24 protein-coding genes, 9 tRNA genes and 1 rRNA gene are annotated in these 24200 nt (G+C 40.1%); 6 read left to right on the top strand and 28 right to left on the bottom strand.

Annotated elements, in window-relative coordinates:
- Window positions 1-178: 178 nt before the first annotated feature.
- On the top strand, window positions 179-931 hold the full coding sequence (locus tag L2716_RS16905; protein WP_236338237.1) for a SurA N-terminal domain-containing protein: 753 nt from the start codon (window positions 179-181) through the stop codon (window positions 929-931).
- Window positions 932-1020: 89 nt separating this feature from the next.
- Here L2716_RS16905 and L2716_RS16910 read toward each other — a convergent pair whose 3' ends face one another.
- Together L2716_RS16910 and L2716_RS16915 are read right to left on the bottom strand one after the other, a co-directional pair.
- On the bottom strand, window positions 1021-2073 hold the full coding sequence (locus L2716_RS16910; protein ID WP_236338239.1) for a FecCD family ABC transporter permease: 1053 nt from the start codon (window positions 2071-2073) through the stop codon (window positions 1021-1023).
- Window positions 2070-3083: a FecCD family ABC transporter permease gene (locus L2716_RS16915; RefSeq protein WP_236338249.1), complete on the bottom strand. Its 1014-nt coding sequence runs from the start codon at window positions 3081-3083 to the stop codon at window positions 2070-2072. The genes L2716_RS16910 and L2716_RS16915 overlap by 4 nt, the downstream gene beginning before the upstream one ends.
- Before the next feature lie 173 nt (window positions 3084-3256).
- Here L2716_RS16915 and L2716_RS16920 point away from each other — a divergent pair, with 173 nt between their 5' ends.
- Complete coding sequence (locus tag L2716_RS16920; protein WP_236338251.1) at window positions 3257-4228, top strand: ABC transporter substrate-binding protein; 972 nt, start codon at window positions 3257-3259, stop codon at window positions 4226-4228.
- Window positions 4229-4273: 45 nt separating this feature from the next.
- Here the strand turns inward: L2716_RS16920 and L2716_RS16925 are convergent, their stop codons facing one another.
- The 7 genes from L2716_RS16925 to L2716_RS16955 form a co-directional block, all read right to left on the bottom strand.
- On the bottom strand, window positions 4274-4966 hold the full coding sequence (locus tag L2716_RS16925) for a hypothetical protein (RefSeq protein ID WP_236338254.1): 693 nt from the start codon (window positions 4964-4966) through the stop codon (window positions 4274-4276).
- Window positions 4963-5838 (bottom strand): ABC transporter ATP-binding protein, encoded by an 876-nt coding sequence (locus tag L2716_RS16930; protein ID WP_236338256.1) that lies wholly within the window; start codon window positions 5836-5838, stop codon window positions 4963-4965. Before L2716_RS16930 ends, L2716_RS16925 begins: the two co-directional genes overlap by 4 nt.
- On the bottom strand, window positions 5835-6209 hold the full coding sequence (locus L2716_RS16935) for a GntR family transcriptional regulator (protein ID WP_236338267.1): 375 nt from the start codon (window positions 6207-6209) through the stop codon (window positions 5835-5837). Before L2716_RS16935 ends, L2716_RS16930 begins: the two co-directional genes overlap by 4 nt.
- 240 nt (window positions 6210-6449) lie before the next feature.
- On the bottom strand, window positions 6450-6938 hold the full coding sequence (locus L2716_RS16940; RefSeq protein WP_236338269.1) for a GyrI-like domain-containing protein: 489 nt from the start codon (window positions 6936-6938) through the stop codon (window positions 6450-6452).
- Between the two features lie 27 nt (window positions 6939-6965).
- Window positions 6966-8480: a sodium/proline symporter gene (locus L2716_RS16945; RefSeq protein WP_236338271.1), complete on the bottom strand. Its 1515-nt coding sequence runs from the start codon at window positions 8478-8480 to the stop codon at window positions 6966-6968.
- Window positions 8477-8617: a hypothetical protein gene (locus tag L2716_RS16950; RefSeq protein ID WP_236338272.1), complete on the bottom strand. Its 141-nt coding sequence runs from the start codon at window positions 8615-8617 to the stop codon at window positions 8477-8479. The genes L2716_RS16945 and L2716_RS16950 overlap by 4 nt, the downstream gene beginning before the upstream one ends.
- Window positions 8618-8634: 17 nt before the next feature.
- Window positions 8635-9561, bottom strand: a complete 927-nt coding sequence (locus L2716_RS16955; RefSeq protein ID WP_236338274.1) for an ornithine cyclodeaminase family protein — start codon at window positions 9559-9561, stop codon at window positions 8635-8637.
- Between the two features lie 163 nt (window positions 9562-9724).
- Between L2716_RS16955 and L2716_RS16960 the strand changes: the two genes are divergently transcribed.
- Window positions 9725-10312, top strand: a complete 588-nt coding sequence (locus L2716_RS16960) for a DUF6944 family repetitive protein (RefSeq protein ID WP_236338276.1) — start codon at window positions 9725-9727, stop codon at window positions 10310-10312.
- A gap of 489 nt (window positions 10313-10801) precedes the next feature.
- Here L2716_RS16960 and L2716_RS16965 read toward each other — a convergent pair whose 3' ends face one another.
- Window positions 10802-12076, bottom strand: a complete 1275-nt coding sequence (locus L2716_RS16965; RefSeq protein WP_236338278.1) for an MFS transporter — start codon at window positions 12074-12076, stop codon at window positions 10802-10804.
- 119 nt (window positions 12077-12195) lie between these two features.
- Here L2716_RS16965 and L2716_RS16970 point away from each other — a divergent pair, with 119 nt between their 5' ends.
- The gene (locus L2716_RS16970) at window positions 12196-12753 is read left to right on the top strand and encodes a helix-turn-helix domain-containing protein (RefSeq protein WP_236338280.1); all 558 of its coding nucleotides are present in this window, start codon (window positions 12196-12198) and stop codon (window positions 12751-12753) included.
- Between the two features lie 137 nt (window positions 12754-12890).
- On the top strand, window positions 12891-13343 hold the full coding sequence (locus L2716_RS16975) for a hypothetical protein (protein WP_236338283.1): 453 nt from the start codon (window positions 12891-12893) through the stop codon (window positions 13341-13343).
- 321 nt (window positions 13344-13664) lie between these two features.
- Here the strand turns inward: L2716_RS16975 and glmS are convergent, their stop codons facing one another.
- The 6 genes from glmS to sigW form a co-directional block, all read right to left on the bottom strand.
- Entirely contained in the window at window positions 13665-15467 is a 1803-nt protein-coding gene (gene glmS / locus L2716_RS16980) for a glutamine--fructose-6-phosphate transaminase (isomerizing) (RefSeq protein ID WP_236338285.1), read from the bottom strand.
- A 466-nt stretch (window positions 15468-15933) separates the two neighbouring features.
- Entirely contained in the window at window positions 15934-17286 is a 1353-nt protein-coding gene (gene glmM / locus L2716_RS16985) for a phosphoglucosamine mutase (protein WP_236338294.1), read from the bottom strand.
- An 87-nt stretch (window positions 17287-17373) separates the two neighbouring features.
- Window positions 17374-18642, bottom strand: coding sequence for a CdaR family protein (locus L2716_RS16990; RefSeq protein WP_236338304.1), 1269 nt, complete (start codon window positions 18640-18642; stop codon window positions 17374-17376).
- Window positions 18635-19459 carry a diadenylate cyclase CdaA gene (cdaA, locus tag L2716_RS16995; RefSeq protein ID WP_236338314.1) on the bottom strand — a complete coding sequence of 275 codons (825 nt, stop codon included), beginning with the start codon at window positions 19457-19459 and terminating at the stop codon, window positions 18635-18637. The genes L2716_RS16990 and cdaA overlap by 8 nt, the downstream gene beginning before the upstream one ends.
- Before the next feature lie 276 nt (window positions 19460-19735).
- Window positions 19736-20350 carry an anti-sigma factor gene (locus L2716_RS17000; protein WP_236338316.1) on the bottom strand — a complete coding sequence of 205 codons (615 nt, stop codon included), beginning with the start codon at window positions 20348-20350 and terminating at the stop codon, window positions 19736-19738.
- A gap of 11 nt (window positions 20351-20361) precedes the next feature.
- The gene (gene sigW, locus L2716_RS17005) at window positions 20362-20931 is read right to left on the bottom strand and encodes an RNA polymerase sigma factor SigW (protein ID WP_236338318.1); all 570 of its coding nucleotides are present in this window, start codon (window positions 20929-20931) and stop codon (window positions 20362-20364) included.
- 90 nt (window positions 20932-21021) lie between these two features.
- Between sigW and L2716_RS17010 the strand changes: the two genes are divergently transcribed.
- Window positions 21022-21288 (top strand): aspartyl-phosphate phosphatase Spo0E family protein, encoded by a 267-nt coding sequence (locus tag L2716_RS17010; protein ID WP_236338320.1) that lies wholly within the window; start codon window positions 21022-21024, stop codon window positions 21286-21288.
- A gap of 63 nt (window positions 21289-21351) precedes the next feature.
- On the opposite strand, the gene L2716_RS17015 is transcribed toward L2716_RS17010, so the two are convergent.
- The 12 genes from L2716_RS17015 to rrf form a co-directional block, all read right to left on the bottom strand.
- On the bottom strand, window positions 21352-21729 hold the full coding sequence (locus tag L2716_RS17015; RefSeq protein ID WP_329610148.1) for a carbonic anhydrase: 378 nt from the start codon (window positions 21727-21729) through the stop codon (window positions 21352-21354).
- Window positions 21730-21898: 169 nt separating this feature from the next.
- Entirely contained in the window at window positions 21899-22798 is a 900-nt protein-coding gene (gene rocF, locus L2716_RS17020; RefSeq protein ID WP_236338324.1) for an arginase, read from the bottom strand.
- 197 nt (window positions 22799-22995) lie between these two features.
- Window positions 22996-23071 (bottom strand) — tRNA-Ala (locus L2716_RS17025).
- A gap of 2 nt (window positions 23072-23073) precedes the next feature.
- Window positions 23074-23147: transfer RNA gene (locus L2716_RS17030), tRNA-Gly, on the bottom strand.
- 148 nt (window positions 23148-23295) lie between these two features.
- A tRNA-Lys gene (locus L2716_RS17035) sits at window positions 23296-23371 on the bottom strand.
- Between the two features lie 172 nt (window positions 23372-23543).
- A tRNA-Tyr gene (locus L2716_RS17040) sits at window positions 23544-23628 on the bottom strand.
- 42 nt (window positions 23629-23670) lie between these two features.
- Window positions 23671-23746: transfer RNA gene (locus L2716_RS17045), tRNA-Thr, on the bottom strand.
- A gap of 3 nt (window positions 23747-23749) precedes the next feature.
- Window positions 23750-23825: transfer RNA gene (locus L2716_RS17050), tRNA-Val, on the bottom strand.
- A 6-nt stretch (window positions 23826-23831) separates the two neighbouring features.
- Window positions 23832-23906, bottom strand: a tRNA-Glu gene (locus L2716_RS17055).
- A gap of 15 nt (window positions 23907-23921) precedes the next feature.
- Window positions 23922-23997 (bottom strand) — tRNA-Thr (locus tag L2716_RS17060).
- Between the two features lie 3 nt (window positions 23998-24000).
- Window positions 24001-24075 (bottom strand) — tRNA-Asn (locus L2716_RS17065).
- A gap of 26 nt (window positions 24076-24101) precedes the next feature.
- Window positions 24102-24200 (bottom strand): 5S ribosomal RNA (rrf, locus tag L2716_RS17070); the annotation flags it as partial.

The raw sequence follows: 24200 nt of genomic DNA on the forward strand, positions 1-24200 counted from the left end.
ATGGTTTACGTCCTCAATTATTTGTATTACTATTAGTGATTAATTGGTATGATTATTAATTAAATTGTAAAATCTACCATATGGAAGCAAAAAGCACCCCTTTGTACGAAGGGTATAAGCAAGGCAAAATAATCACCTCAGAATTGAGGCAAACTTAAAATCGAAAGGAGCTATTTCCTTGAGAAAAATTATGTATGGACTGCTCGTAGCGGTATTTGCAATTGCATTAACTGCATGTGGTGGTGACGAGGAAAGTAAAGATAAAGCGCAAGAAGCTGACAAGCAAAAAGCGGGAGACAAAACAGAGCAAGCTGAAAAAATGAAAGAAATGAAGAAAAAGCTTGAAGAACAACAAGTAAAAGAAGATAAAGTTGTCGCTCTTGTCAATGACTCTAAAATTAAGGGAACAGAATATAACCGTTTCTTAGAAAGATATCAAATGCAATTTCAACAGATGGGACAAGATCCTACATCAAAAGAGTCAGCTAAGAAAATGAAAGATCAAATTATCAAAAGCTTAATTGATTACGAAATTGTCATTCAAGAAGCTGATAAAAAAGGATATGAAGCTTCAAGTGAAGAAGTCGACAAACAGTTCGGTGATTTCAAAAGCCAATTTAAAGATGACAAAAAATATCAAGAAGCGCTTAAGCAATACGATTTAACGGAAGAAGAACTGAAGAAAGAAATTGCTGAGAGTATTAAATATACAACCTACGTCGAGAAAGAGATCCAAGTAGAAGAAGTAACCGATCAACAAGCTAAAGACTACTATGCAAAAATTAAGGATTCACAAGGCGATAAAGCGCCTAAGTTTGAAGAAGTGAAGGATCAAATTAAAACTCAGCTACAAAATCAACAAAAACAAGAAAAAGTCGCTGAGAAAGTGAAGAAACTGAAAAAAGATGCTGACATTAAAGTGAAAATATAATAGAAGCAAAAGGCTGACTCAATGAGCGAGAGATTGCTCTTGAGTCAGCTTTTTTTATTGCATAAGCCTTTCACTTCATCAAACATCTATTATTGATTTCTGGATCGATATAGCAAATAAATGAAGTACGGTGCACCCAATGCAGAGGTAAATACACCTGCAGGTACTTCTAACGGTGAGAATGCAGTCCGAGCAATGAGGTCGGCTCCCATCACTAATAATGCACCAACTAATGCAGAAGTCGGTATTAATGCACCAAAGGATGAACCTACTAGTTTCCTAGCAATGTGGGGTGCCATCAGCCCGACAAATCCTACGCCCCCGACGAATGCAACAGCGCCTCCCGCAAGTGCAGTGCTGAATAATAACAACACCATCCTATCTCTCTGAACAACACTACCAAATCCTCGCGCTAAATCTTCACCAAGTTCTTGCGTGTTCAACCTACGCGCGTAAATCCAGACAAATACCATTAGAATGATGATCCATGGTGCGAGTGTTGAAACTTGATTCCAGTTTGCACCGTTCACACTACCCGTAATCCAAATTTGCGCTTGTGTAGCAAGGTACAACGGACCAAATAAAATCATCATATTCGTAAGTGCCTGCATAGCCGCTGCAAGCCCAATTCCGATTAATACGAGCCGGACGGGGGTAACACCATTACGCCAGGACAGGACGTAAACGAGTACACCTAAAGTTAATGCCCCTATAAACGCGGCAACAGGTAACCAGTGAATACTGACGGTCAATGCACTACTCCGCTCCCCGCTGAAAATAGTCAAAAACGTGACAACTGCAAGTGATGCGCCGCCGGTAATTCCGATTATATCCGGTGAAGCAAGCGGATTCCGTATAATCCCCTGAAGAATTGCACCTGATACAGCAAGCGCCATTCCAGCGAGTAAGGCTAGAACAATACGAGGTAGTCTGAACGATTTAATGACGAGTTCATTCATCTCATTACCCATGCCGATTAATGTTTTAACGACTTCTATTGGATGGATTTTCATTTCCCCTATGCTGACACTAACAATTAAAAGTAACAATGTAGCAATAGATAAGAAGAAAACATAGAGAACTGCCTTTTTATCAATCAAATAAGACATCCACTTCGTTCGAAAGGGTCGGTATTGACTCATAATTTATTCAACCCCCTTCTTGCAATATAAATAAAGAACGGTGTGCCGATCAGTGCAGTCATGACACCAACCGGAACTTCCTTTGGCATAATCACATATCTTGCGCCGATGTCTGCAATAAGTAAAAGCATAGCGCCTAGCAGTGCGCTATAAGGGATGACCCACCTGTAATCGATCCCCACTAACCCGCGTGCAATATGTGGAATGACGATTCCGATGAATCCAACAGGCCCTGCAATCGCCACGGCTGATCCTGCTAAGAGGACAATCACAATTGCTGCACTGATTTTGACAATAGCCGTTTTCTGACCTAATCCAACTGCAACATCCTCTCCCATTGCAAGGATGTTCATTTGCCTCGTCAGGAACAGTGCACCTATCCATCCGACCACCAGATAAGGCAGCATAGTCGTGAGGATTTCTAGCTTTCTACCTTCAACTGAACCCGTCAACCAAAACAACACTTCATCTAATGCTTTCTCATTTAAAGAAAGCATCCCTTGCGTTAATGAAGCAAACATTGCCGCCATAGCCGCTCCAGCTAAAGTTAATTTAACGGGTGTGAGTCCGTCTCTTCCAAGCGTTCCAAGAAAATAAACAATCAGTGCAGTCACCATCGCGCCAAAAAAGGCAATCCAAGCGAATTGATGAATAGAAGATACGGAAAAGAACGTCACTGCAACTACAATAAAAAATCCAGCTCCAGCATTAATCCCAAATATACTCGGTGAGGCTAAAGGATTCCGTGTAATCCCTTGCATCAGTGCGCCTGCTACAGCAAGACTTGCACCGACTGCAGCCCCGATGAACGCTCGCGGCACACGACTTTCTTGAATGATGATATGTGCATTCGAACCATCAAATTGTCGGAAAGAATCAATCACCATTCCCCAATTCACTTTCGTATAACCGTATACAAAACTACAACCTATAAAGACGATGACTAAAATGATGCCGAGAATCATCCCAATCACCTTTTGACTATTTGTATGTAAGAGTTCCTTTTTCATATGTATTTACCTCTCTACGATATACTATCCCATTTAAGTCTATAAGTGTCGCATGTAACTGTCAATGATAATCATTATCAATTTGGTGTTGACAAGGAATGAAAACGGTTATACACTACTAATTGTGAATGAGATTCATTATCAATCAAATACATATTCAGGAGGAACAACATATGCATAAACGAAAGCGTTACAGTATATTCTCACTTATCCTTGCTCTAGTTGTCGTACTAGCTGCATGTGGTGGGTCTGATACGAAAGAAGGATCCGAAGACCAAAAAGATGGAGATAATAAGAATTCTTCCGCTTATAAAGTTAAGCACGCAATGGGAACAACTGAAGTACCCGAAACACCAAAGAAAGTTGTCATTCTAACAAATGAAGGAACTGAAGCTCTTCTTTCTATGGGGGTAAAACCGACAGGTGCAGTAAAGTCTTGGTTAGGTGATCCTTGGTATAAACACATTAAATCCGACATGGAAGGCGTTAAAGTTGTCGGAACTGAAAGTGATATTAACCTTGAGGCAATTGCAGCTCTTGAACCAGACCTGATCATCGGTAATAAGCTCCGTCAGGAAAAGTTCTACGATCAATTGGATGCTATTGCACCAACTGTTTTCTCTGAAACATTAAAAGGTGACTGGAAAGAAAACTACAAGCTTTACGCTAAAGCATTAAATAAAGAAGAAGAAGGAAATCAAGTCCTAGCTGACTTCGATCAACGTATAGAAGATATCAAAGGAAAACTTGGAGACAAAGTAAACCAAGAAGTTTCTGTGGTTCGTTTCTTACCAGGTAAGTCACGTATCTATCTTAAGGACTCTTTCTCTGGAACAATTTTAGAGCAGATTGGATTCAAGCGTCCTGAACCTCAAGACAAACCTGATTTTGCTGATGAGGTAACGAAAGAACAGATTCCAAATATGGATGGGGACATCCTCTTCTACTTCACATATGAAACGGGTGAAGGTGAAGCATCGAAAACGGAAAAAGAGTGGACAAACGATTCACTATGGAAGAACCTTGATGTTGTAAAAGAAGGAAATGCTCACAAAGTAAGTGACGCAGTCTGGAACACTGCTGGAGGCGTACTTGCAGCAAACGAAATGCTCGATGACATCGAAAAGAAATTTGACCTTAAATAAATGAAAAGACGTGCAGCCACACAATCTGGTTGCACGTCTTTATTCTTATGAGTCGAACTTGATAGGAGCATCTTTCAATACTGGATACGAAGCTACTAGTAGGATTGCGCCAACCGCACCTAATAAACTGAATCCTGTAAGTCCATTGAGCGTTGATAGCTGTTCATATAAAACGTTGAACCCACCCATTACTTGTAAAATGTAGCCGACGAATGCAAGCAATGTAACTGTAAGTGCAAATCTTATAAAGCCAATTCTAAACCATAATGCAGCGATAAAGAAACTGCAACCAAACAACGTTAATGCTGACATTAAATCGATCCACGTGTATGCAAGGAAACTTTGTTTCGTTATCATTTCAGCTGTGTGTAAAAATTCAAATTCTATTACACCTTTGTCTGTAAATAGACTCAAAACTGAATACAAGATGTTGAAAAGGACCATATTGAACAAAATTGTAAGAATCCCCATAGCATAAAACACTTTCAAAAACTGAATTCGAGTACTCCCTAAACCAATTGCATATCGGAAGGAATTCGTCACTGTTATGATCGGATATATAACGAACAAACCAATATAAAGTGGTCCTGCAATACTCGTTGAAAATCCAGACAAATCAAATGCAACACCTGCCAAGATCCAAGCGATAGACAACAATAGGGTAATCATCCACATTAGTTTAGTAATGATTCTTATGTCAAAATAAATGAGTCTTGCTGTTCCGCTGAAGGTATTCATGCAAGCACCTCCTCTGTATCGTTTGTTATGTTAATTAAATAGTCTTGTAGATCCGCCTTCTCAATCGTTACATTGTATTTATTTGAAGTTCTCTTCCACTCTTCAGTGTACAAATCGTCAATCATGACACGGCACATATGCCCTAGATTCTCCTTTTCGAGGATGTTCATATTTTCAGTAAGTTCGTTAATGACCTTTTGATCTCCGGTTAATAATATGCCTCGCGAGCGTAAATCATCTATGGATTGATGAAAAAGTATTTTGTGATTATGAATAACAGCAATTGATTCACATAACGGTTGAATTTCATTGATGTGGTGAGTGGATAGTAGGATATGTCTCGGATGATTTTCATAGCTTTCTAGCATGACTTTAAATAGCTGCTTGCGGACAACGGCATCAAGACCATTTGTTGGTTCATCAAGAATCGTAACCTGTGCATGACTGGCTAAACCAATTACAAGCTGAAGTGACGTTTTCATTCCTTTAGATAATGCTTTTATCTTCTTATTCAATGGAAGCTTGAACAACTTAAGTAATTGCTCTTCCGTTTCCTTTCTCCAATTAGGATGGAACCCTTTCGCAATCTCGATTGTGTCACGTACTTTCCAATCTGGATTAAAGGGCTGATTCTCCTGAATAAAGCATATGTTTCTTCTCGCTTCTTGATTGTTATAAGGTGCCATTCCCATAACAGATATGTCGCCGCTTTGAGGTTGATTAAGCCCAGCTAACAGCTTCATCAATGTTGTCTTACCTGCCCCATTTCTCCCCCATAGGCACGTAATGATAGGGTCTTCTTCCTCGAAATTAATCTTATCCAAAACAAGATCTGATTTATAACCGTAACTGACATCTCTTAACTCAATCATTTGTTCTCCCCCTTTTCAGATGTAATCATCTCAATGATTGCTGATTTGCTTAAATGAATACGATTGGCTTCTTGCAGCAAAGGCTCAACATATTCGGAAAAGAAATCTTCTTTCCGTTTATCTAATAATTGTTGCATTGCCCCTTTATTCACGAACATTCCTACTCCTCTTTGCTTATAAATGATGTTTGAATCAACAAGTGATTGCAGACCTTTTCGTGCTGTAGCTGGGTTAATGTTGTAGAAGCGGGATAAATCGTTCGTAGAAGGTACTTGTTCTCCTTCCTTTAAACGTCCTTCCACAATGTCATCCATAATCATCACGGCAATTTGGTGAAAAATCGGTTGGGATTCGTCCAATGTCGGCTTCAATCAGCAACCTCCTTTCTTACATTAATCATGTATATGCTAAACCTAGTCGGTTAGTTACTTATGTAACTAACTATATTACCTTTTCCATCAAATGTAAAGTTCTTTTTTCCAAAAAAAGAGACTGTCTAGAAAGTCAGTGAAAACTGACCTTCTAGACAGCTCTGTGTAAGATATGGATTTCCACGGAATTCAATAAAAAATGACCTCGTTAAAGGACTTATCAGAAAGCCCCATAAAGAATTACTCTTCAATTGGGAAATGGAGTTCGAATGGTGATTCCACTCCCTCAAACGCATCGTATTGTTCGAATCCAAAGTGGTCAATTTGCTTATATGCTGAATCTTTAATCCATCTATAGAGATATGGATATGGGTTGAAATCATCCTTTTTTGGATTAACTGAGAGTGTAGCATATTGACGAGCTGGGATGATGTGTTGAATCATTCCCTCGGGAATATTGTCGAAATCACTAACTTCAACACCAGCGATCCAAGTGAATTCATCTTGATCAGGCTTCCAATCCGGTGGATCAATATAAATGCCATATGAGCGTGGCGCATTCACCCGATTCTTCACTTTATGGATATGCTGGTCATAGAACTCTTTCACCATATTAGGAATGATCACGTCTTTCTCTTCCATATTCGTTGTACATGACATCCCTACAATTTTGACCTCACTTTTACTTAAGATTTTTGGTTTAATATTAATTTTTACTATGTCCTTCAAAGTTTTTTCATCCCCTTTTTACTTCTTTTAGGAAGCTAAGTCATCAATCGTTTGTTCCGCATTCTTCGGCTTAGCTGTAAACATACTTACGACAACAGTGACGAGTAAAGACATCAAGAAACCAGGAACCGCTTCATAGGTAATACCGAATAAGATTGTGGAGAATAAATTTTTCACATCTGGAAGAAAAGTATACGTCCATTCTGGTTGTTGCTTAACTAAAATAACCGTAATGAGACCAACAATCATTCCCCAGAATACGCCATGTTTCGTCGTCCCTTTCCAATAGAAAGACAATAACAATGCTGGACCGAAACAGGCTCCTAATCCACCCCAAGCAAATAAGACCATCCAAAATACGAACTCTTTAGCAGAGAAAGCAAGCCAAACGGAAAGCAACATGAGTATGCCAATTGAAATACGACTATACAATACAAGCCTTTTCCCATCTAATGTTTTCCCTTTACCAAGAAGACGATCGTATACATCCCTAACAAGAGAGCTTGATCCAACGAGCAGCTGACTATCCGCACTAGACATGATCGCTGCAAGGATAGCAACTAATAGAATGCCCATGAAAAATGGATTCAGTAACTCACTACCTAATGTTGTGAAAACCGCTTCTTGATTCCCGTCTGGCAACGAAGAAACATCCGGAAAATACGCACGACCAGCTAAACCAATCATGATTGCTCCCCAGCCCATTACAACATTCCAAATTGAACCGATAAGCGCAGCTTGTCTCATTTCTTTTATGTTTCTAAGTGACATGTAACGTACAAGAATGTGAGGATTTCCAGGACTTCCAAATCCAATACCAATGAGATTCATTGCAACACCGAAGCCAAAACTGAAAATACCGTAATAAGAGGGGCCTTGATTATGTAAGGCTTCAATTATTGGACCAAAGCCGCCCAACCCAATGATTGCTACGATCGGTAAAATTACTAAGGATAAAAACATGAAACCCGCCTGGAGCACATCTGTTTTACTAACGGCATGGAAGCCACCCAATACGGTATATACGAGTAGAATAATCGCTGTAAACCACATGCCCCCAGTGTTGGATAACCCAAGGGTTGATGAAAATGCAGTACCTCCAGCGACGACCTGACTCCCTACATATGCCACCATGAAGAAAGTGATAATTAAAGCACTTGTTACGCGTAAAATGTTTGAATGGTCTTGATAGCGACTTTCTAGAATATCAGGTACAGTTATACTATCCGTACTTTCACTATACTTGCGGAAACGTCTTGCTACGAAGAAGAACATAAACACTTCAACCGTCACAAAGCCGGCAAGCGCCCAAACTGCAAGCAAACCACTAGCATACGCCATTCCTGTTACACCTAGGACAAGCCAGCCGCTCCTGCCTGAACTAACGGCACTCAGCGCAACTGTCCATTTTCCAAGACCTCTTCCAGCGAGGAAAAAATCTGTTAATCCCCCTGAACTCTTTTTAGAACTTAAGAATCCGATCAACAACAATATCAACAAATAGATGACGAGTATGATGATGGTTAAAGGATGAGCAGTCATTTAGAAATGCCCTCCTTACTTTGAGTATTCACACTTGCTGCCTTATCTTTTCTACCTAAAGATATGTAACAAATAATCGCTGTTAGAATAATTCCAATTGGTACGCCTACCAATCCCATGAATATTTCAAAGTTCATTTCTGCCTCCTCCAGTTCTATTGGTTATGACTTTGTTCATAGATTGCCTTAGCTGTTATTAAATCAAATATTGCCATTCCGACTGATTTAAACAAAGTATGAGGTTGTGTTCTCGAAACTTCCCTGTCCATTAAACTTGAAAGATCAACAAACGTAGCATCCTCACCTTGCAGTTCCTTTACTCTTAGCATATCCCCAGATTCTTTTTGAGCGGTATGTGTATCAACATAAACCGGAAAAGTATTTTGAAGAAGCGCATCCGGCAATTCTTGCATATCTGGTCGAAACGATCCTACCGCAACGATGTGCTTACCTTTCCAAAACTCTGGACCTTTATCTGGTAAGACAGGAGTATTTGATGTGGTTGTCGTGACTATGATATCTGAGTTTGTGACAAGCTCATCGATGTTCGATGCTACCACTTTCAAATGTGGATAGGTGTTTTGGACTTTATCTTTAAATGTCTTTAACTTCTGAGAACTCCGATTATATATGTACACTTGTTTAATCTCTCTTACTGCAATCGCAGCCTCCAGATGACTCCAACCTTGAATCCCCGTCCCGATAATGCCAATTGATTCCGCTGATTCTTTTGCGAGATGTTTCATACTTAATCCGCCAATTGCACCAGTTCGAATTGCTGTAATAGCACTCCCATCTATATAGGCCAAAGGTTCAAGTGTCTTTCGATCATGTAAAATGACTGTCGCATGAATGGTTGGTTTGTTCTTTTGTCTGTTGTCTGGTGCTACACCAGCAAGTTTAATCGCGTAGTAATCAGGATCAAAAGCCGGCATAATGAGTACCGTATTTCCCGCGTCGTCTATATGGATCCGATCCTGTACTTTGACATTAGGTTTGTTCTTAAAAAATTGTTCTAGTGCTTCGATAATCGTTCCTGATGATACCCTTCTTCTCATTTCATCTTCATCAATATACTTCATGGAAACCTCCTTTTGTCACATCATATTAAAACGAAAAAATGTTTTCAAATAATTTCGTCTATTTTAAAGAAATTGTATTCTTTCTAATTATGCAATACGCCGAACGATGTAACACTCTCATGTATATAGTAGTAAAGACCGCGAATGATAGGAGGCAAATGTCATGTTCCCAGAATTTCTTGAAACGGTAGGTGCTTGGGTCCAAGTTCTAGGCACATTAATCAGTGCATCTGGGTTGACGATTATTGTTCTCGAAGACGATGAAAATAGCCTCGAAGGGAATTCATTAACGCTGATCGGAAATGGTGTTGAAGCTTTCGGAAACTCTATACAAGCAATTGGAAGAACGAAGAAATCCGTAGGTGAAGACGTTGAAGGGATCCTCGGTGCTTGGTTTCAGTCTGCTGGAAATATTACGAACTCAAAAGCTTCTTATTTAATTATTAGTGGCCATGAAGTAGAGGGCTTGAAACTCGATATTCTTGGGGACTCCATTCAATCCATAGGAGCGTTCTTCGAATCCGTCTCACTCGCGGAAAGCGATTTGTTAAATGCAGAATTTGCCTCACAAGGTGAACTGATTCAGTCACTCGGTGCAATGATTGAAGCTATGGGTGTATTGTCCATTTTAAAAGACGAAGTAGATGAAGGTACACAAATACAAGCCTTTGGGAGTTATGCGCAATTGGCTGGTGCGACAATGACTGCGATCGCTTTTACGAAAGACTTCCTTCATAAAGATCAACAATAGGTACACTCAGATATGGACAAGCCTCATGTTTTCATCATTCATTGGGAATGGTAAGAAGCGAGGTGATATGAAATGAGTAAAGAAACAAAAATCATGTGGTTTGGTTCATTTCTCGGAGGATTGGTGTTATTGCTATTCAGCGCAATAGGACTGAGTCAATATTGCAAAAGTGTAGAATTGAAAACACCATCATCAAGTGACAACAATTCCCGAGACAAAAAAAATTGACCTAAGCGATTACTTAGGTCAAACATTCATTATCTAGTTGAACATTGTTAGCATGGATTGAGGAACGTTGGCTTAAATTCCAATTTTTTGTCATTCTTCTGTTGTTCAGTGAGTTTATTAATGTTGGGATCGGCTGAGTACTTCAGTGTGCTGGGCTTCTTGTCCAACTGCTTAATGACTTGCATACTCCCCCTCCTCACATAACATAGTAAGTTTCTATTCCCTCATTTCAATCATTTAAAACCTTATTTCCACAAATTTTTATAAAGTTTTGTAATTTGGTGTAATTGTATGGTTTATTTCTTGTTTTTTAATCAAAATGACAAAGAGACTTGCGACTACACAAAAGATTCCCGCTAAGAAAAAAGCCCACGTATATGAGTTGAAGATTTTATAAACGACCCCTCCGCTAAAAGCAGCAACAGCCGCTCCTGCTTGATGAGATGCGAAAATCCAACCGTAAACAATTCCACTTTTCCTTACTCCGAAAATTTGTCTCGATATGCTGATTGTTGGTGGAACAGTTGCAATCCAATCTAGTCCGTAAAATATCGAAAAAATCGCTAGCATCGCAATTGATCCTTCGCTAAGGGCAAATGGCAGTAATACAAGGGACGCGCCTCGAAATGCATAATACCAGAACAACAACCAACGATTATCAAAGCGATCAGATAACCATCCAGATATCGTCGTTCCAACCAAGTCAAAGATCCCCATAAACGATAGCATCCAAGCTGCTGTAACGAGTGGTATACCATAGCTAATACAATACGACACAAAGTGCGTACCGATCAGGCCACTGGTCGACAAACCACATATGAAGAAACTACCAGCTAGCAACCAAAACTCTTTCACTTTCACTGCTTCTCGTAATCCATTAAACGCAATAATGATCGGGTTTCTTTGCTGCACATTTTGATCTTCCTCAGGTTCTTCATAAAGACCATACGGAAGGATGCCTACTTCTTTAGGGGAATTTTTCATAAACAATAGGATAATGAACAGCATGATCATACATAAGGTGAGAATTAACCCAATCGCATGACGCCATGAATATTGTTCAATGATGACTGCAAGCACAGGAAGTAGAATGAGTTGGCCTGTTGCGGTACTCGCTGTCAAAATACCGACCGCGAGTCCCCTTCTCTTCTCAAACCATCGATTTGCGACATAAGGGCTAAGGACGGTTAAGAAAAGGCCTGAACCAAGCCCAATGATGACACCCCAAATTAATATGAGTTGCCATGAATCCTGCATAATAAAGGTTAAAATAATACCAACTAGTAAAGTTGACATCGAAATGAGCATCATTTTCTTTAAGCCAAGCACTTCAACAAGTGCAGCCATGAACGGTCCTGATATCCCATAAAGAAAGAGACTAATGGCAAATGCTAATGAGATGATCGAGCGATCCCAACCGAACTCGTTCTCAAACGGATCGATAAAAACACCTGATGAAGATCGGATAATACCCGCTACAATGATCGCAAAAAATGTGACAACTAAGATGATCCAGCTATAATGTACACGCTTCAAAAACTCACCTACATTCTCATATGTATGATAAAATTATTATAATGAACAAATAGATTAATTTAATGAATTTATTATAGTATACAAAACGACCATTATAATGTACAGTGGGAGGATTTGAAATGGAACACATTCAAAGTGTCATATCTGATAACTTAATGCGGATACGCACAAAAAGAAAAATGAGTCTAGATGAATTATCTTCTATAACGGGTGTAAGTAAAAGCCTATTACGCCAAATCGAAAAAGACGAATCTAATCCTACCATATCCACCCTATGGAAAATTGCGAACGGATTAAAAATACCATTCACATCACTTATTGAGTATGAAATGCCTGGAACTGAAGTTGTAAGAAAAGGAGAAATCGAACCGTTACTTGAAGATGACGGTCGGTATCGACTTTACCCCTCTTTCACATTTGAAAATCAGAAACCATTTGAAATGTATGATGTTGAACTAGATTCCGGAGCTGCTTTACAATCAGAACCGCATCGACCAGGGACCATCGAATGCATTACCGTTTTCAGCGGCACGTTGACTGTTACGATACAGAACAAGACCTATTCAATCCATGAAGGTGATTCACTTAAGTTCAAAGCGGACAATCCCCACACCTACACAAATTCCGGAAACGAAACCACAAAATTAAGCATGATCATCTATTATCCAGAAACATGAAAAATGTGTCGAGGTCATCAATGACTTCGGCACATTTTTTGATAGGTACATTCACCATTAGGAAACAAGCATAGTCAACAGCAGTTCCCATTCATTGCCACCTTCATATATTAATTGCTATAGGAGGTGAGGAATAAATGGATACAATAAAAAATGAATTTCAAACTCAACGCTATAGACAATTTACTTTTGAAACCAACGACCCAATGTTAAGTGAATTTCTAAATGAAGTAGCAATGAACAATATTAATATCACTGCTTATTTACAACACAGAGAAATTATTGGGCCAAACTTTGTACAAGTTGTCGTCGGAACACCTACAACACAAACAGAACGAGATATCAATTTGACGAGAAGAATCCTAAAATTATTAGGCATTAAATTCTGTGAATACGACGTTATAAAAGTCTTTGGCTTTCCTCCTGTAACACCTGGCATCTTAAACACACTCTATGGCGCACTATGGTGCAAAGTAAAAGTGAGATCAATGGTTATTGGAGAAGAAACACTGATTTATATTGATGTAGATGACATCGATCAGGCATTACGTATTCTAAGACAACCAACCCTCAGAAGGTGCAATCCTTAGAAATGGACAAGCATCGTTTTTAACCAATAAAACCGTGCGCTGGAGGTATTGATGACTTCCAGAGCACGGTAATTTTTTAATGTTAATTGAGGGTAAGGTAGATGGTCTATCCTCCCCTAAAAATGAAGATTTCCCTATTTGAGGGCAAGATAGAAGGTCTATCCTCCCCTAAAAATGAAGTTTTCCCGATTTGAGTGTAACTCCTATTCCATTTATCCTTTTACATTAAAAAAAGTAAACAAGATCAAATAAAAAACGTTCTCTAAAAGCCATTAATGGCTTTTAGGAACGTTTTAGGATCTATCTTCAATTTCTGTGCTGTTATTCTACAGTTACTGATTTTGCCAGGTTTCTTGGCTTATCTACGTCGCAGTCACGGTGCAGTGCTGCGTAGTAGGAGATCAGTTGCATAGGGATGACACTTACGAGCGGTGTGAGGTACGCGTGTACATCTGGAATGATGACGCGATCTTCTTCGTCCGCTAAGCTTTTCATACTTACTGTACATGTGTATGCACCACGTGCAGCGACTTCTTTCACGTTTCCACGAATGCTCAAGTTCACATGCTCTTGTGTAGCAAGTGCAATCACTGGTGTACCCTCTTCAATAAGCGCGATCGTACCGTGCTTCAGTTCTCCTCCAGCAAATCCTTCTGCTTGGATGTAGGAGATCTCCTTAAGCTTAAGGGCACCTTCTTGAACGACATGATAGTCCATGCCGCGTCCGATAAAGAAGCAGTTTCTAGTGACAGAAAGATATTCTCGAGCAATAGCTTCGAACTCTTCTTTTTGATCACATAATGCTTCAATCGCGTTCGAAACGACACTCAATTCCTTGATCAGATCAAAGCTCATGTCAATGCCTTTTGCTTTTGCAGTGTCTGCAGCAAGTATCGAAAGAACTGCAATTTGAGCGGTATATGCCTTTGTAGATGCTACTGCGATCTCAGGTCCTGCATGTAAAAGCATTGTGTAGTCCGCTTCACGAGAAAGCGTTGAGCCAGGTACATTTGTAATTGTAAGTGCCTTATGACCAAGCTTCTTCACCTGCACGAGTACTGCACGGCTGTCTGCCGTTTCTCCACTTTGAGAAATAAAGATAAATAATGGCTTTTCTGAAAGCATTGGCATGTTGTATGAGAATTCACTTGCGATGTGCACTTCTACAGGCACTTCAGCAACTTTTTCAATCAATTCTTTACCGACAAGACCCGCATGATAAGAAGTACCACAAGCTACAATGTAAATACGGTCTGTCTTTTTCATCGCTTTACGGATATCATCGTCTAATTTAATTTGATCATTCTTATCTTGATATTGATTAATGATATTACGGATGACGATCGGTTGCTCATCAATTTCCTTCAGCATGTAGTGCGGATAAGTACCTTTTTCAATATCAGATGCATCAAGCTCTGCAGTGAAAGGCGCACGTTCCTTTACTTCACCATCTAAATTCTTAATCGTTACATTCTCTTTTGAAACGAGCACGATTTCTTCGTCCATTAATTCAACGAATTGGTCTGTCTTTTGAAGCATTGCCATTGAGTCACTCGCAACGACATTGAATCCATTTCCTAATCCGACTAGTAAAGGACTTTTATTCTTTCCTACATAAATGACTTCAGGGTTTTCGTTATCAAGTAGAGCAAGTGCATAAGAGCCTTTCAATAATGAAAGTGTTTCGCGAAATGCTGCTTCTACTTCGAGTCCTTCTTTCACAAAGTGCTCAATCATTTGAACAATAATCTCTGTATCCGTTTCACTGACTAACTCAACATCTTTCAAGAACTCTTTACGAACTTGTGTAAAGTTTTCGATCACACCGTTGTGAACGAGTGTAAAACGGCTAGAAGCACTTTGGTGTGGGTGAGCATTTGTTTTGCTCGGTGCACCATGCGTTGCCCAACGTGTATGTCCAATTCCAGTTGTCGCTGGTACTTTCTCATCTACGTTTTCACGTAAAGTCGCAATTCGTCCTTTTTCCTTGAAAACATGTACACCATCGTCGTTCATAATTGCGATACCAGCAGAATCATATCCACGGTACTCAAGCTTTTCCAACCCTTTTAACAAAATCTCTTTCGTATCTTCATTTCCAATATATCCAACAATTCCACACATATAAATAAACCTCCCTGTTGGGGGGCAATCAGCCTAAAGGGGAAATTTCCCCCAACATCTATTAGTATTGTTACATCCGATTCATACCTTTGTTCACAAAGTCACCTAAGTGTTTTCAGTATGATTCTTCCGGTCGATGTAAACCGAGAGGCATCCGCCGATCGAATTCGATAAACCTCTTTCCTCGTCAACTATTTCCTATCACCGCCGCGGTGTCGGATCAACATCCGATGAAATAGTCCAGGCGCTTTTATAATACTGTATTACTTTCACGATCCTCCTTACTTTTTGCTCGAATGGAAATATCATACACTAGAATAAATCATGCGTCAACGAAAAATATTTAAACTACTGCTCGTTGATCGATCCGAACTAAATCCTATTTAAACTTATGCAAAAGCAGCTCGTTTCGTGTGTGCGAGCTGCTCCCTGCATAGTATTCGTATCGGTCAATCATTTATGACCCTTATTGTTCTATATACCCTAATTCACTTTCGACTACACGTACAATTTTGTCCGCATATTCTTCACATAATTCAACTGTCGGCGCTTCTACCATCACTCGAACGAGTGGCTCTGTACCTGAAGGGCGAACAAGAACCCGTCCGTTCCCGTTCGTCTCAGCTTCTACAGTTTGAATCGCTTCTTTCACACTCGGGTTCTCCATCACTTTATGTTTATCTGTGACTTTTACATTTTTCAAGCATTGTGGAAACTTCTTCATTTCCCCTGCAAGCTCTGATAATGGTTTCTTCGTCACTTTCATGATATTAACGAGCTGGAGTGCTGAAAGTAACCCATCACCCGTCGTACCATGATCCAAAAAGATGATATGTCCAGATTGTTCTCCACCAAGGTTGAAATCGCCTTCACGCATACGTTCCATCACGTAACGATCTCCAACTGCTGTTTGCTCAGAGGCAACGCCAGCCTCCTCAAGCCCTTTGTAGAATCCAAGATTACTCATTACAGTTGAAACAACTGTATCATGGTTAAGACGTCCTTCTTTTGCCATATGCTTTGCACATATGAACATGATTTGGTCGCCATCGACGATTTGACCGTTCTCATCAACTGCGATGAGTCGATCTCCATCCCCATCAAAAGCAAGTCCTACATCCGCTTCCTTCTCATTTACAAGCTCAACTAAACTCTCTGGATGCGTTGAACCGACACCATCATTAATATTCAATCCGTTAGGAGACGCTCCGATTGTCGTAATATCTGCATCTAGGTCAGCGAATAAATGTGGTGCTAATGAGGATACTGCACCATGCGCGCAATCAAGAGCAATTCGAAGACCAGAGAAATCCTCATCTACAGTCTGCTTTAAGAACTGGAGGTACTTCTGCCCGCCTTCAAAATAATCACTGACTAGACCAAGGTCCATTCCTGTTGGTCTTGGAAGGTTATCTTTTTCCATATCAATAAGTTCTTCAATTTCTTGCTCCTGATGATCTAACAATTTATATCCATCTGACCCAAAGAACTTAATGCCATTATCTCCTACAGGATTATGTGATGCTGAAATCATAACGCCTGCTTGTGCACCTAGTGCCTTCGTCAAATAAGCAACACCTGGTGTAGAAATGACACCTAAACGCATAACCTCAGCTCCGATCGATAATAGACCGGCTACTAAAGCCCCTTCAAGCATATGTCCAGAAATACGCGTATCTCTTCCAATGATAATTTTCGGTTTTTGGGTTTCTTTTGTCAGAACATAACCGCCGAAACGCCCTAATTTAAATGCTAATTCAGGTGTTAGTTCGGTATTTGCTACACCTCTGACTCCGTCTGTTCCAAAATATTTACCCATGCAATAATTCGCTCCTTCTTCCCTATTCGCAATCAGTAGATGTTATAACGCATAGCACTTTTGCTATCGTTGTTATAACATTCTTCTCTAAGCCGTTGTTTCGCTGATGGTTAAGGTCGCTTTCTTAATCTCGTTCTGATACGTAAATGCTTCTGGTAATTCTACATTGATTTCTACGTCATGTTCACCTTCAGATAAATTCTGTGCATCAATAAATGCTGTAATACTTTCTTCTGATAAATCTTTCAAGGCTTCTTCATCACCTTGGACCGTCAAATCCATTACGCCCTTTTCAGGTGTACGAATGGCGGCTTCCTGGTTATCTGATAACCCTCGAATATTAATTGGCACATCTTCAAACGTTCTTGAGCTTGCCGTTTCATTAGTTGAATCACTAGAGGATTCCTCTACTTTTTCGACATCGATTTTGACTTTCACTTTACCGGGAGATGCATAAAATGCTCCGTCCGGTAATGGAACACTAACTTCAATCGTTTTATCTTCTGTAATATTACTTAAGTCAACTGGAATCTTGATTGAATCTAAGCGATCCAATAATTCCTTTGGTGCATGAATGGTAACATCCTTGTTCTCTGGCGTAATCGATTTCAACTCAACCCCATCAGGAAGAGAACCTTTACTTTCAACCGACAGATCGACATCCTTATTCGGGTTATCAATCGGTACAGTGACTTCCGTAGTTGCAGGATCGATCTTAATATCAATCGGATCATAGCTCTTATTTAGTGCTTGAATCTTCACTTCTCGTGTGAACGTTTCTTTTGCAGTTCCTACATTAACGAATGCTCGAACGTATTTAATTTCATCAATGATTTCTTTTGCACCCGTGATTTCAATTTCTTTCTGATCCGCTTCTGGTGTGCCAGCAATATACCCTTCTGGCAATTCATCTACATCTAGAAGCTGTATCGTAACTGGGAAAGTTTCCGTCTTCTTCTCATGAAGAGTAACGGATACCGTTGGTTCTTCAAAGGCATATTCCACACCGTTTGGTATATTACTCATTTTCAAGGTTGCTTCATATTGACCCGGACCTTTATCTGAGAGATCAACGAATGCGGTTTGACCACGTTGTAGATTCAATTTCGTAAGGTCTGCTCGTGATCCTTGAAATTCAACAGCTGCGGTTTTTGGTAAGCCCATAAGTTCATACTTACTCTCATCGTATTCCGCCTCAACAGAAACGGTTTTATAAATCGGACCTTCTCCGTTTCGAACATCCTCTTCCGTATCCGTTGCATCCTGATTCGTAATGTTTACGGATGTATACATCATCAAAGCGACCAAAAAGGCGGTGATTCTAACAAACCAATGACTTTTAAGCAGCTTATCCATTCTTCTTCCCCCTCCAGTTCCACTTTGATGAGGAAGTTGCTTTTGATTTATTCATGATTTCAGCCTCTAATAGTTTTCGTAACATGTCTTCATCTAAGTTACGGTAGAGCTCACCATTTTTCGTAAGGGAAACATGTCCAGTTTCTTCAGATACTACCAAGGTCAGTCCATCTGTTACTTCCGATATCCCCAAGGCCGCACGGTGTCTTGTTCCAAGCTCTTTTGAGATGAATGGACTTTCTGATAAAGGTAGATAGCTTGCAGCCGCTAATATTTGATCATCGTTGATGATGACCGCACCATCATGCAGTGGTGTATTCGGAATAAAGATATTAATTAATAGCTCGGAGCTCAGATGAGCATTAATTGGAATACCTGTTTCTACGTAATCGTCTAGACCCGTTTCTCTTTCGATCGTAATAAGAGCTCCAATACGACGCTTCGCCATATAATTCGTTGCTTTCATTAAAGCTTCAATGGTCTTCATATTCTTCTCTTCTTCCGCAATCATGCCACGTGAAAAGAACCGTCCTCGACCAAGCTGTTCAAGTGCTCGACGGAGTTCAGGTTGGAATATGATAATAATGGCAAGGATTCCGTATGTAATCGCCTCATTCATTAACCAGTTCAGTGTGTTGAGCTTGAAAATTCCACTAAAGAACCAGACCGCTACGATGACGGTAATACCTTTCAATAGTTGTATCGCCTTAGTGCCTTTTATGAGCATGATAAGCTTGTAGATCACATAGGTGACTAAGAGGATATCAATAATATCATTTATGTAATTTAGTACATTAAAGTCTCCTATTGGAAACATCGCTCATCCTCCAAACTGATCAACTTAATTTCATTGTTTCCAACAATGGTCAGTTTGTTACTAGTGTAACTTCTACATTATATCATAATTTGTGGCTATTTCTATTTTTCGAAACATTACAAGCATATAGCACCGTATGTTTACATAAAAGCATTTGCGCGCTATTCAATCGTATTGTGCATCTATTGAAAAAAGAAAATGACCTCAAGAGACAAGACTTGTCCAATGGTAAGTCAAGTTTGCTCTTTTGGTCAATTTTTCTTAATCGATTACTTATTAATCAAACCAACTCAATATACCCGTTACGCCTTCTTTCAAGCGATACCAAACCCATTCTGTAATTTGGTGGATTTCTTCACTTTCTCCCGCTACATGTCCTGCAGAAGCCAAATAATGTTTGCCATTAATCACTGTCAGATCGCCTTCGACCTTACCTGCAATCTCTACATCACCATTACGTACGACCAGGTCTCCTTTTACGGTTTCACCTTCTGGTACAATGACTCTTTTACTTTCTTCATCAATCGTTACTTGTGCACCGTTTGCTGTCACTGATATATCGCTTTCCCATTCGCTATATAGAGATCCTGACATTAATACGAGAAACAAAACTGCTGCCGTTAATAAAGGGTGATGTTTAAACCACCTACGCATTTTAGAGGTTGATTTTTCACGTGGCAAACGATCCATCACTTTTGAAGTAAAACCATTTGGCGCTTTAATCGAATGATGACTTTGCAGCATCCGATCCGTGTTTTTCAATTCTTCAAACCTCTCATGACAGTCTGAGCAACTTTGGGTATGTCTGAGCAATTCAATTTTTTCAAGAGGTTCAATACTTTCGTCTATCCATTTATGCATATAGGACGAATATTTTCTATCACACTTCATTACATATCCTCCTATCCATCTAGATCTTTCAACCTTTTTCTCAGTGCTTCTCGTCCTCGGTGTATCCTTGTTTTGACTGTGGAAACCGGTATTTGCAAAATCTCGCTTATTTCCTTAAGTGATAGTTCCTCCAAATATTTTAATGTAATTGCAGAACGATATTTGGGAGGTAAATGTAGAACTTCTCTTTGTATACGTTCTTGAAGCTCAAAGGTTTCAACTTTTTCTTCAGGTAATTGTTCCGCTACAGCAACCTGCGAATAAAGCGTTAACCCTTCACCACCTGGAACCTCTGCATCTAAGTAGTAATCTGGCTTCTTCTTTCTAATACGATCAATTGTTAAATTGGTTGCAATACGATACAACCAAGTAGAAAATTTATGTGCATCATTATATTTCTCGATATGTATATATGCGCGTACAAATGCTTCCTGAGCGATGTCTTCCGATTCATGTACATTACCAAGCATTCGATATACGATGTGATACACCTTATCTTTGTAAATTTCAACGATTTCTTCGAACGCTTTTTGATCCCCTTTCTTCACTAAGCGGACCAACCGTTTCACCGTCATATCCATATAGGAAACCCCCGATTTTGCGATAATAAAAAATACATCATTCCGTATCCATATGTTTCTTGTAATATTTTAACACGGGAAAACTTCCAGGTGAGGAACATTTTTGTAAAAATAGGTTTATCTTCTCAAATAAAGGGTATTATGATTAACAACCATTATGAGCGAAAGTGGGTGGGCGGATTGTCAGCTGAAGAACGTTATCTGTTGAAGGAAATTGAGACCTCCAGAAAGAGAATGTTGTCCTTGGCGAAAGAAAAACCGTTGTTTTCCACCGAGGTAGTTGAAATCAGTCAGTACCTAGATGATCTCCTTAATCGATACGATGTAATCAAGAGTGAAATCATACAAGTGTCTTAGTCATTAATTAAGCAACTCTATTGTTAGAGTTGCTTTTTTTTCGTTTTAAATGATTGCAATGAATCAACTAATCACATGTACTTGCCAACAGTCATCAACCCAAAGTCCAACTACACGAACCGGAAGTCCCCTCGATTGAACCACATTAATTCCCTGCTTAATGTCATGTATGTGTTTAAACTTACTGACAGGGTTTGCAGCACAATCATAGTGTCCTACAACTGCAACTAATTGTGAATCATGAGCGTCTATTGAAATGTTCACTTTCCCTTTTAATCGCTTTAACTCACTCTTTTTACCTTGAGACAATACCCGGTCCATTCCAGGCTCAGTGATTAAATCTACATAATCAAGCCCATAATGTTTTCTTAGCCACATTATTATAGGAATTTGAGTCCTACCATCAATACAGTTGAGTGCCGTACCATATTTCTTTATCATTACACACCCTCGATCAACTATTTTTTATAAAATATGATTGATAGTAGTAGATGTGCTATGAAGAAACATTGAAGTCCAAGATTGCTTGATCTAGATAACCTCATTAATAAAAGCTAACCCTATAATAAAGACATCAAGACGTCTTCAGGGTCAGCTCATTTACAATTCATTAGATTAATTTTTCACCGAATAAAGATCCGACTAAGCCTACTGCACATGTAGCCGTTTTATTCTTGTCATCCAAAATCGGATTGACTTCAACAAATTCAGCTGAAGTAATAATTTTCGCCTCTTCTAGCATTTCCATAGCTAGATGACTCTCTCTGTAGCTAATACCTCCAAGTACAGGTGTACCAACTCCAGGAGCCTCTGCAGGATCTAATCCATCTAAGTCTAAGCTCAAATGTACGCCATCGGTATCTTTTGAAACATATTCAATTGCTTCTTCCATCACCTTAGACATACCCATACGATCGATTTCGTGCATCGTGTATACTTTAATTCCTTTTTCACGTATCAATTCACGTTCACCTTCATCTAATGAACGGGCTCCTATTATGACAATGTTTTCTGGCTTCACTTTAGGTCCGTATCCGCCAATGTCTTTCAGCTTCTCATGACCAATTCCCAAGCTGACCGCAAGTGGCATACCGTGAATGTTTCCGCTTGGTGAAGTATCACTTGTGTTTAAATCACCATGTGCATCATACCAAATAACACCTAAATTCTTATAATGCTTTGAAACGCCAGCTAGTGTTCCAATCGCGATACTGTGGTCTCCACCTAAAACAAGTGGGAAGTGTCCATCTTCAATAATCTTGTCCACGCCATTCGCCAATAAAGTACTCGCTTCAATTACACCTTGTAAATTCTTTAAATTCGTTTCTGTGCTAGCTACTTTTTCTCTTTGAGGGATTTCAACATCACCATGATCTTCAACATCATATCCGATGTTTTCTAAACGTTCAATTAAACCAGCATATCTCATAGCACTTGGCCCCATATCTACGCCTCGGCGCATCTGTCCAAGGTCCATAGGGACGCCTAAAATTCCGATATTCTTGTTCATACTTTTCCTCCTCATGATTTCACTCTACCTTCTATTGTAGAGGTTCTTCACCCCTTGGTTCAACTAGACACAAACTTGTATACTTATACGGTATATCAACCTATTCTTCCTTAGTTTTGGATAATTATAAAGCGTTTACATTTAAATGCAAAAAAATCTCTGAACAATGTGTTCAGAGATTTTAATAAGTTATGTATTGGTGGAGCCTAGCGGGATCGAACCGCTGACCTCCTGCGTGCAAGGCAGGCGCTCTCCCAGCTGAGCTAAGGCCCCAATGGAGCGGGTGATGAGAATCGAACTCACGACCAGAGCTTGGAAGGCTCTTGTTTTACCACTAAACTACACCCGCATATTTATATTCTATCATATCCAACCAGAGTGAATCTACACTCGTGAGACGTTAAGGGCTCCGACGCGTTAGCTAGTCTTGCTGATTTCACCTGATCCACTACGCTTCTGCAGGAGAACCGTAGGTGAGAGTCTCATCGAAGGATAAATGGTGAGCCATGAAGGACTCGAACCTTCGACCCTCTGATTAAAAGTCAGATGCTCTACCGACTGAGCTAATGGCTCATGCTAAAAAATGAAGCCTAATCACCTTTATGTCCCTTCCTCTACAAGTAATCCTACCGTAGATGGCTGTGTCGGGACAACTCATAGCAAAGTCATATGTAGTAACGTTCGTTGCTCTACCGACTGAGCTAATGGCTCATGCTAAAAAATGAAGCCTACACTAAAATAAAAATGGTGGAGGGGGACGGATTCGAACCGCCGAACCCGGAGGGAGCGGATTTACAGTCCGCCGCGTTTAGCCACTTCGCTACCCCTCCAACATAAAAAAGACTATCAAGTCTTATAAGAAACAATAAAAATGGTGCTGGCCAGAGGACTTGAACCCCCAACCTACTGATTACAAGTCAGTTGCTCTACCAATTGAGCTAGGCCAGCAAATGGTGGAGGATGACGGGATCGAACCGCCGACCCCCTGCTTGTAAGGCAGGTGCTCTCCCAGCTGAGCTAATCCTCCAATGAATGGTGACCCCTACGGGATTCGAACCCGTGTTACCGCCGTGAAAGGGCGGTGTCTTAACCACTTGACCAAGGGGCCATTATTTACTTTGTGTGGAGCTTCCAAGCGGGTTCGAACCGCTGACCTCTTCCTTACCATGGAAGTGCTCTACCTGCTGAGCTATGGAAGCAAATGGCTCCACAGGCAGGACTCGAACCTGCGACCGATCGGTTAACAGCCGATAGCTCTACCACTGAGCTACTGTGGAATAATCATTGAAACTAAAAATGGTTGGCCCGGCGACGTTCTACTCTCACAGGGGGAAGCCCCCAATTACCATTGACGCTGAAGAGCTTAACTTCCGTGTTCGGCATGGGAACGGGTGTGACCTCT

This window comes from Pseudalkalibacillus berkeleyi, assembly GCF_021608225.1.
Classification (GTDB): Bacteria; Bacillota; Bacilli; order Bacillales; family Fictibacillaceae; genus Pseudalkalibacillus; species Pseudalkalibacillus berkeleyi.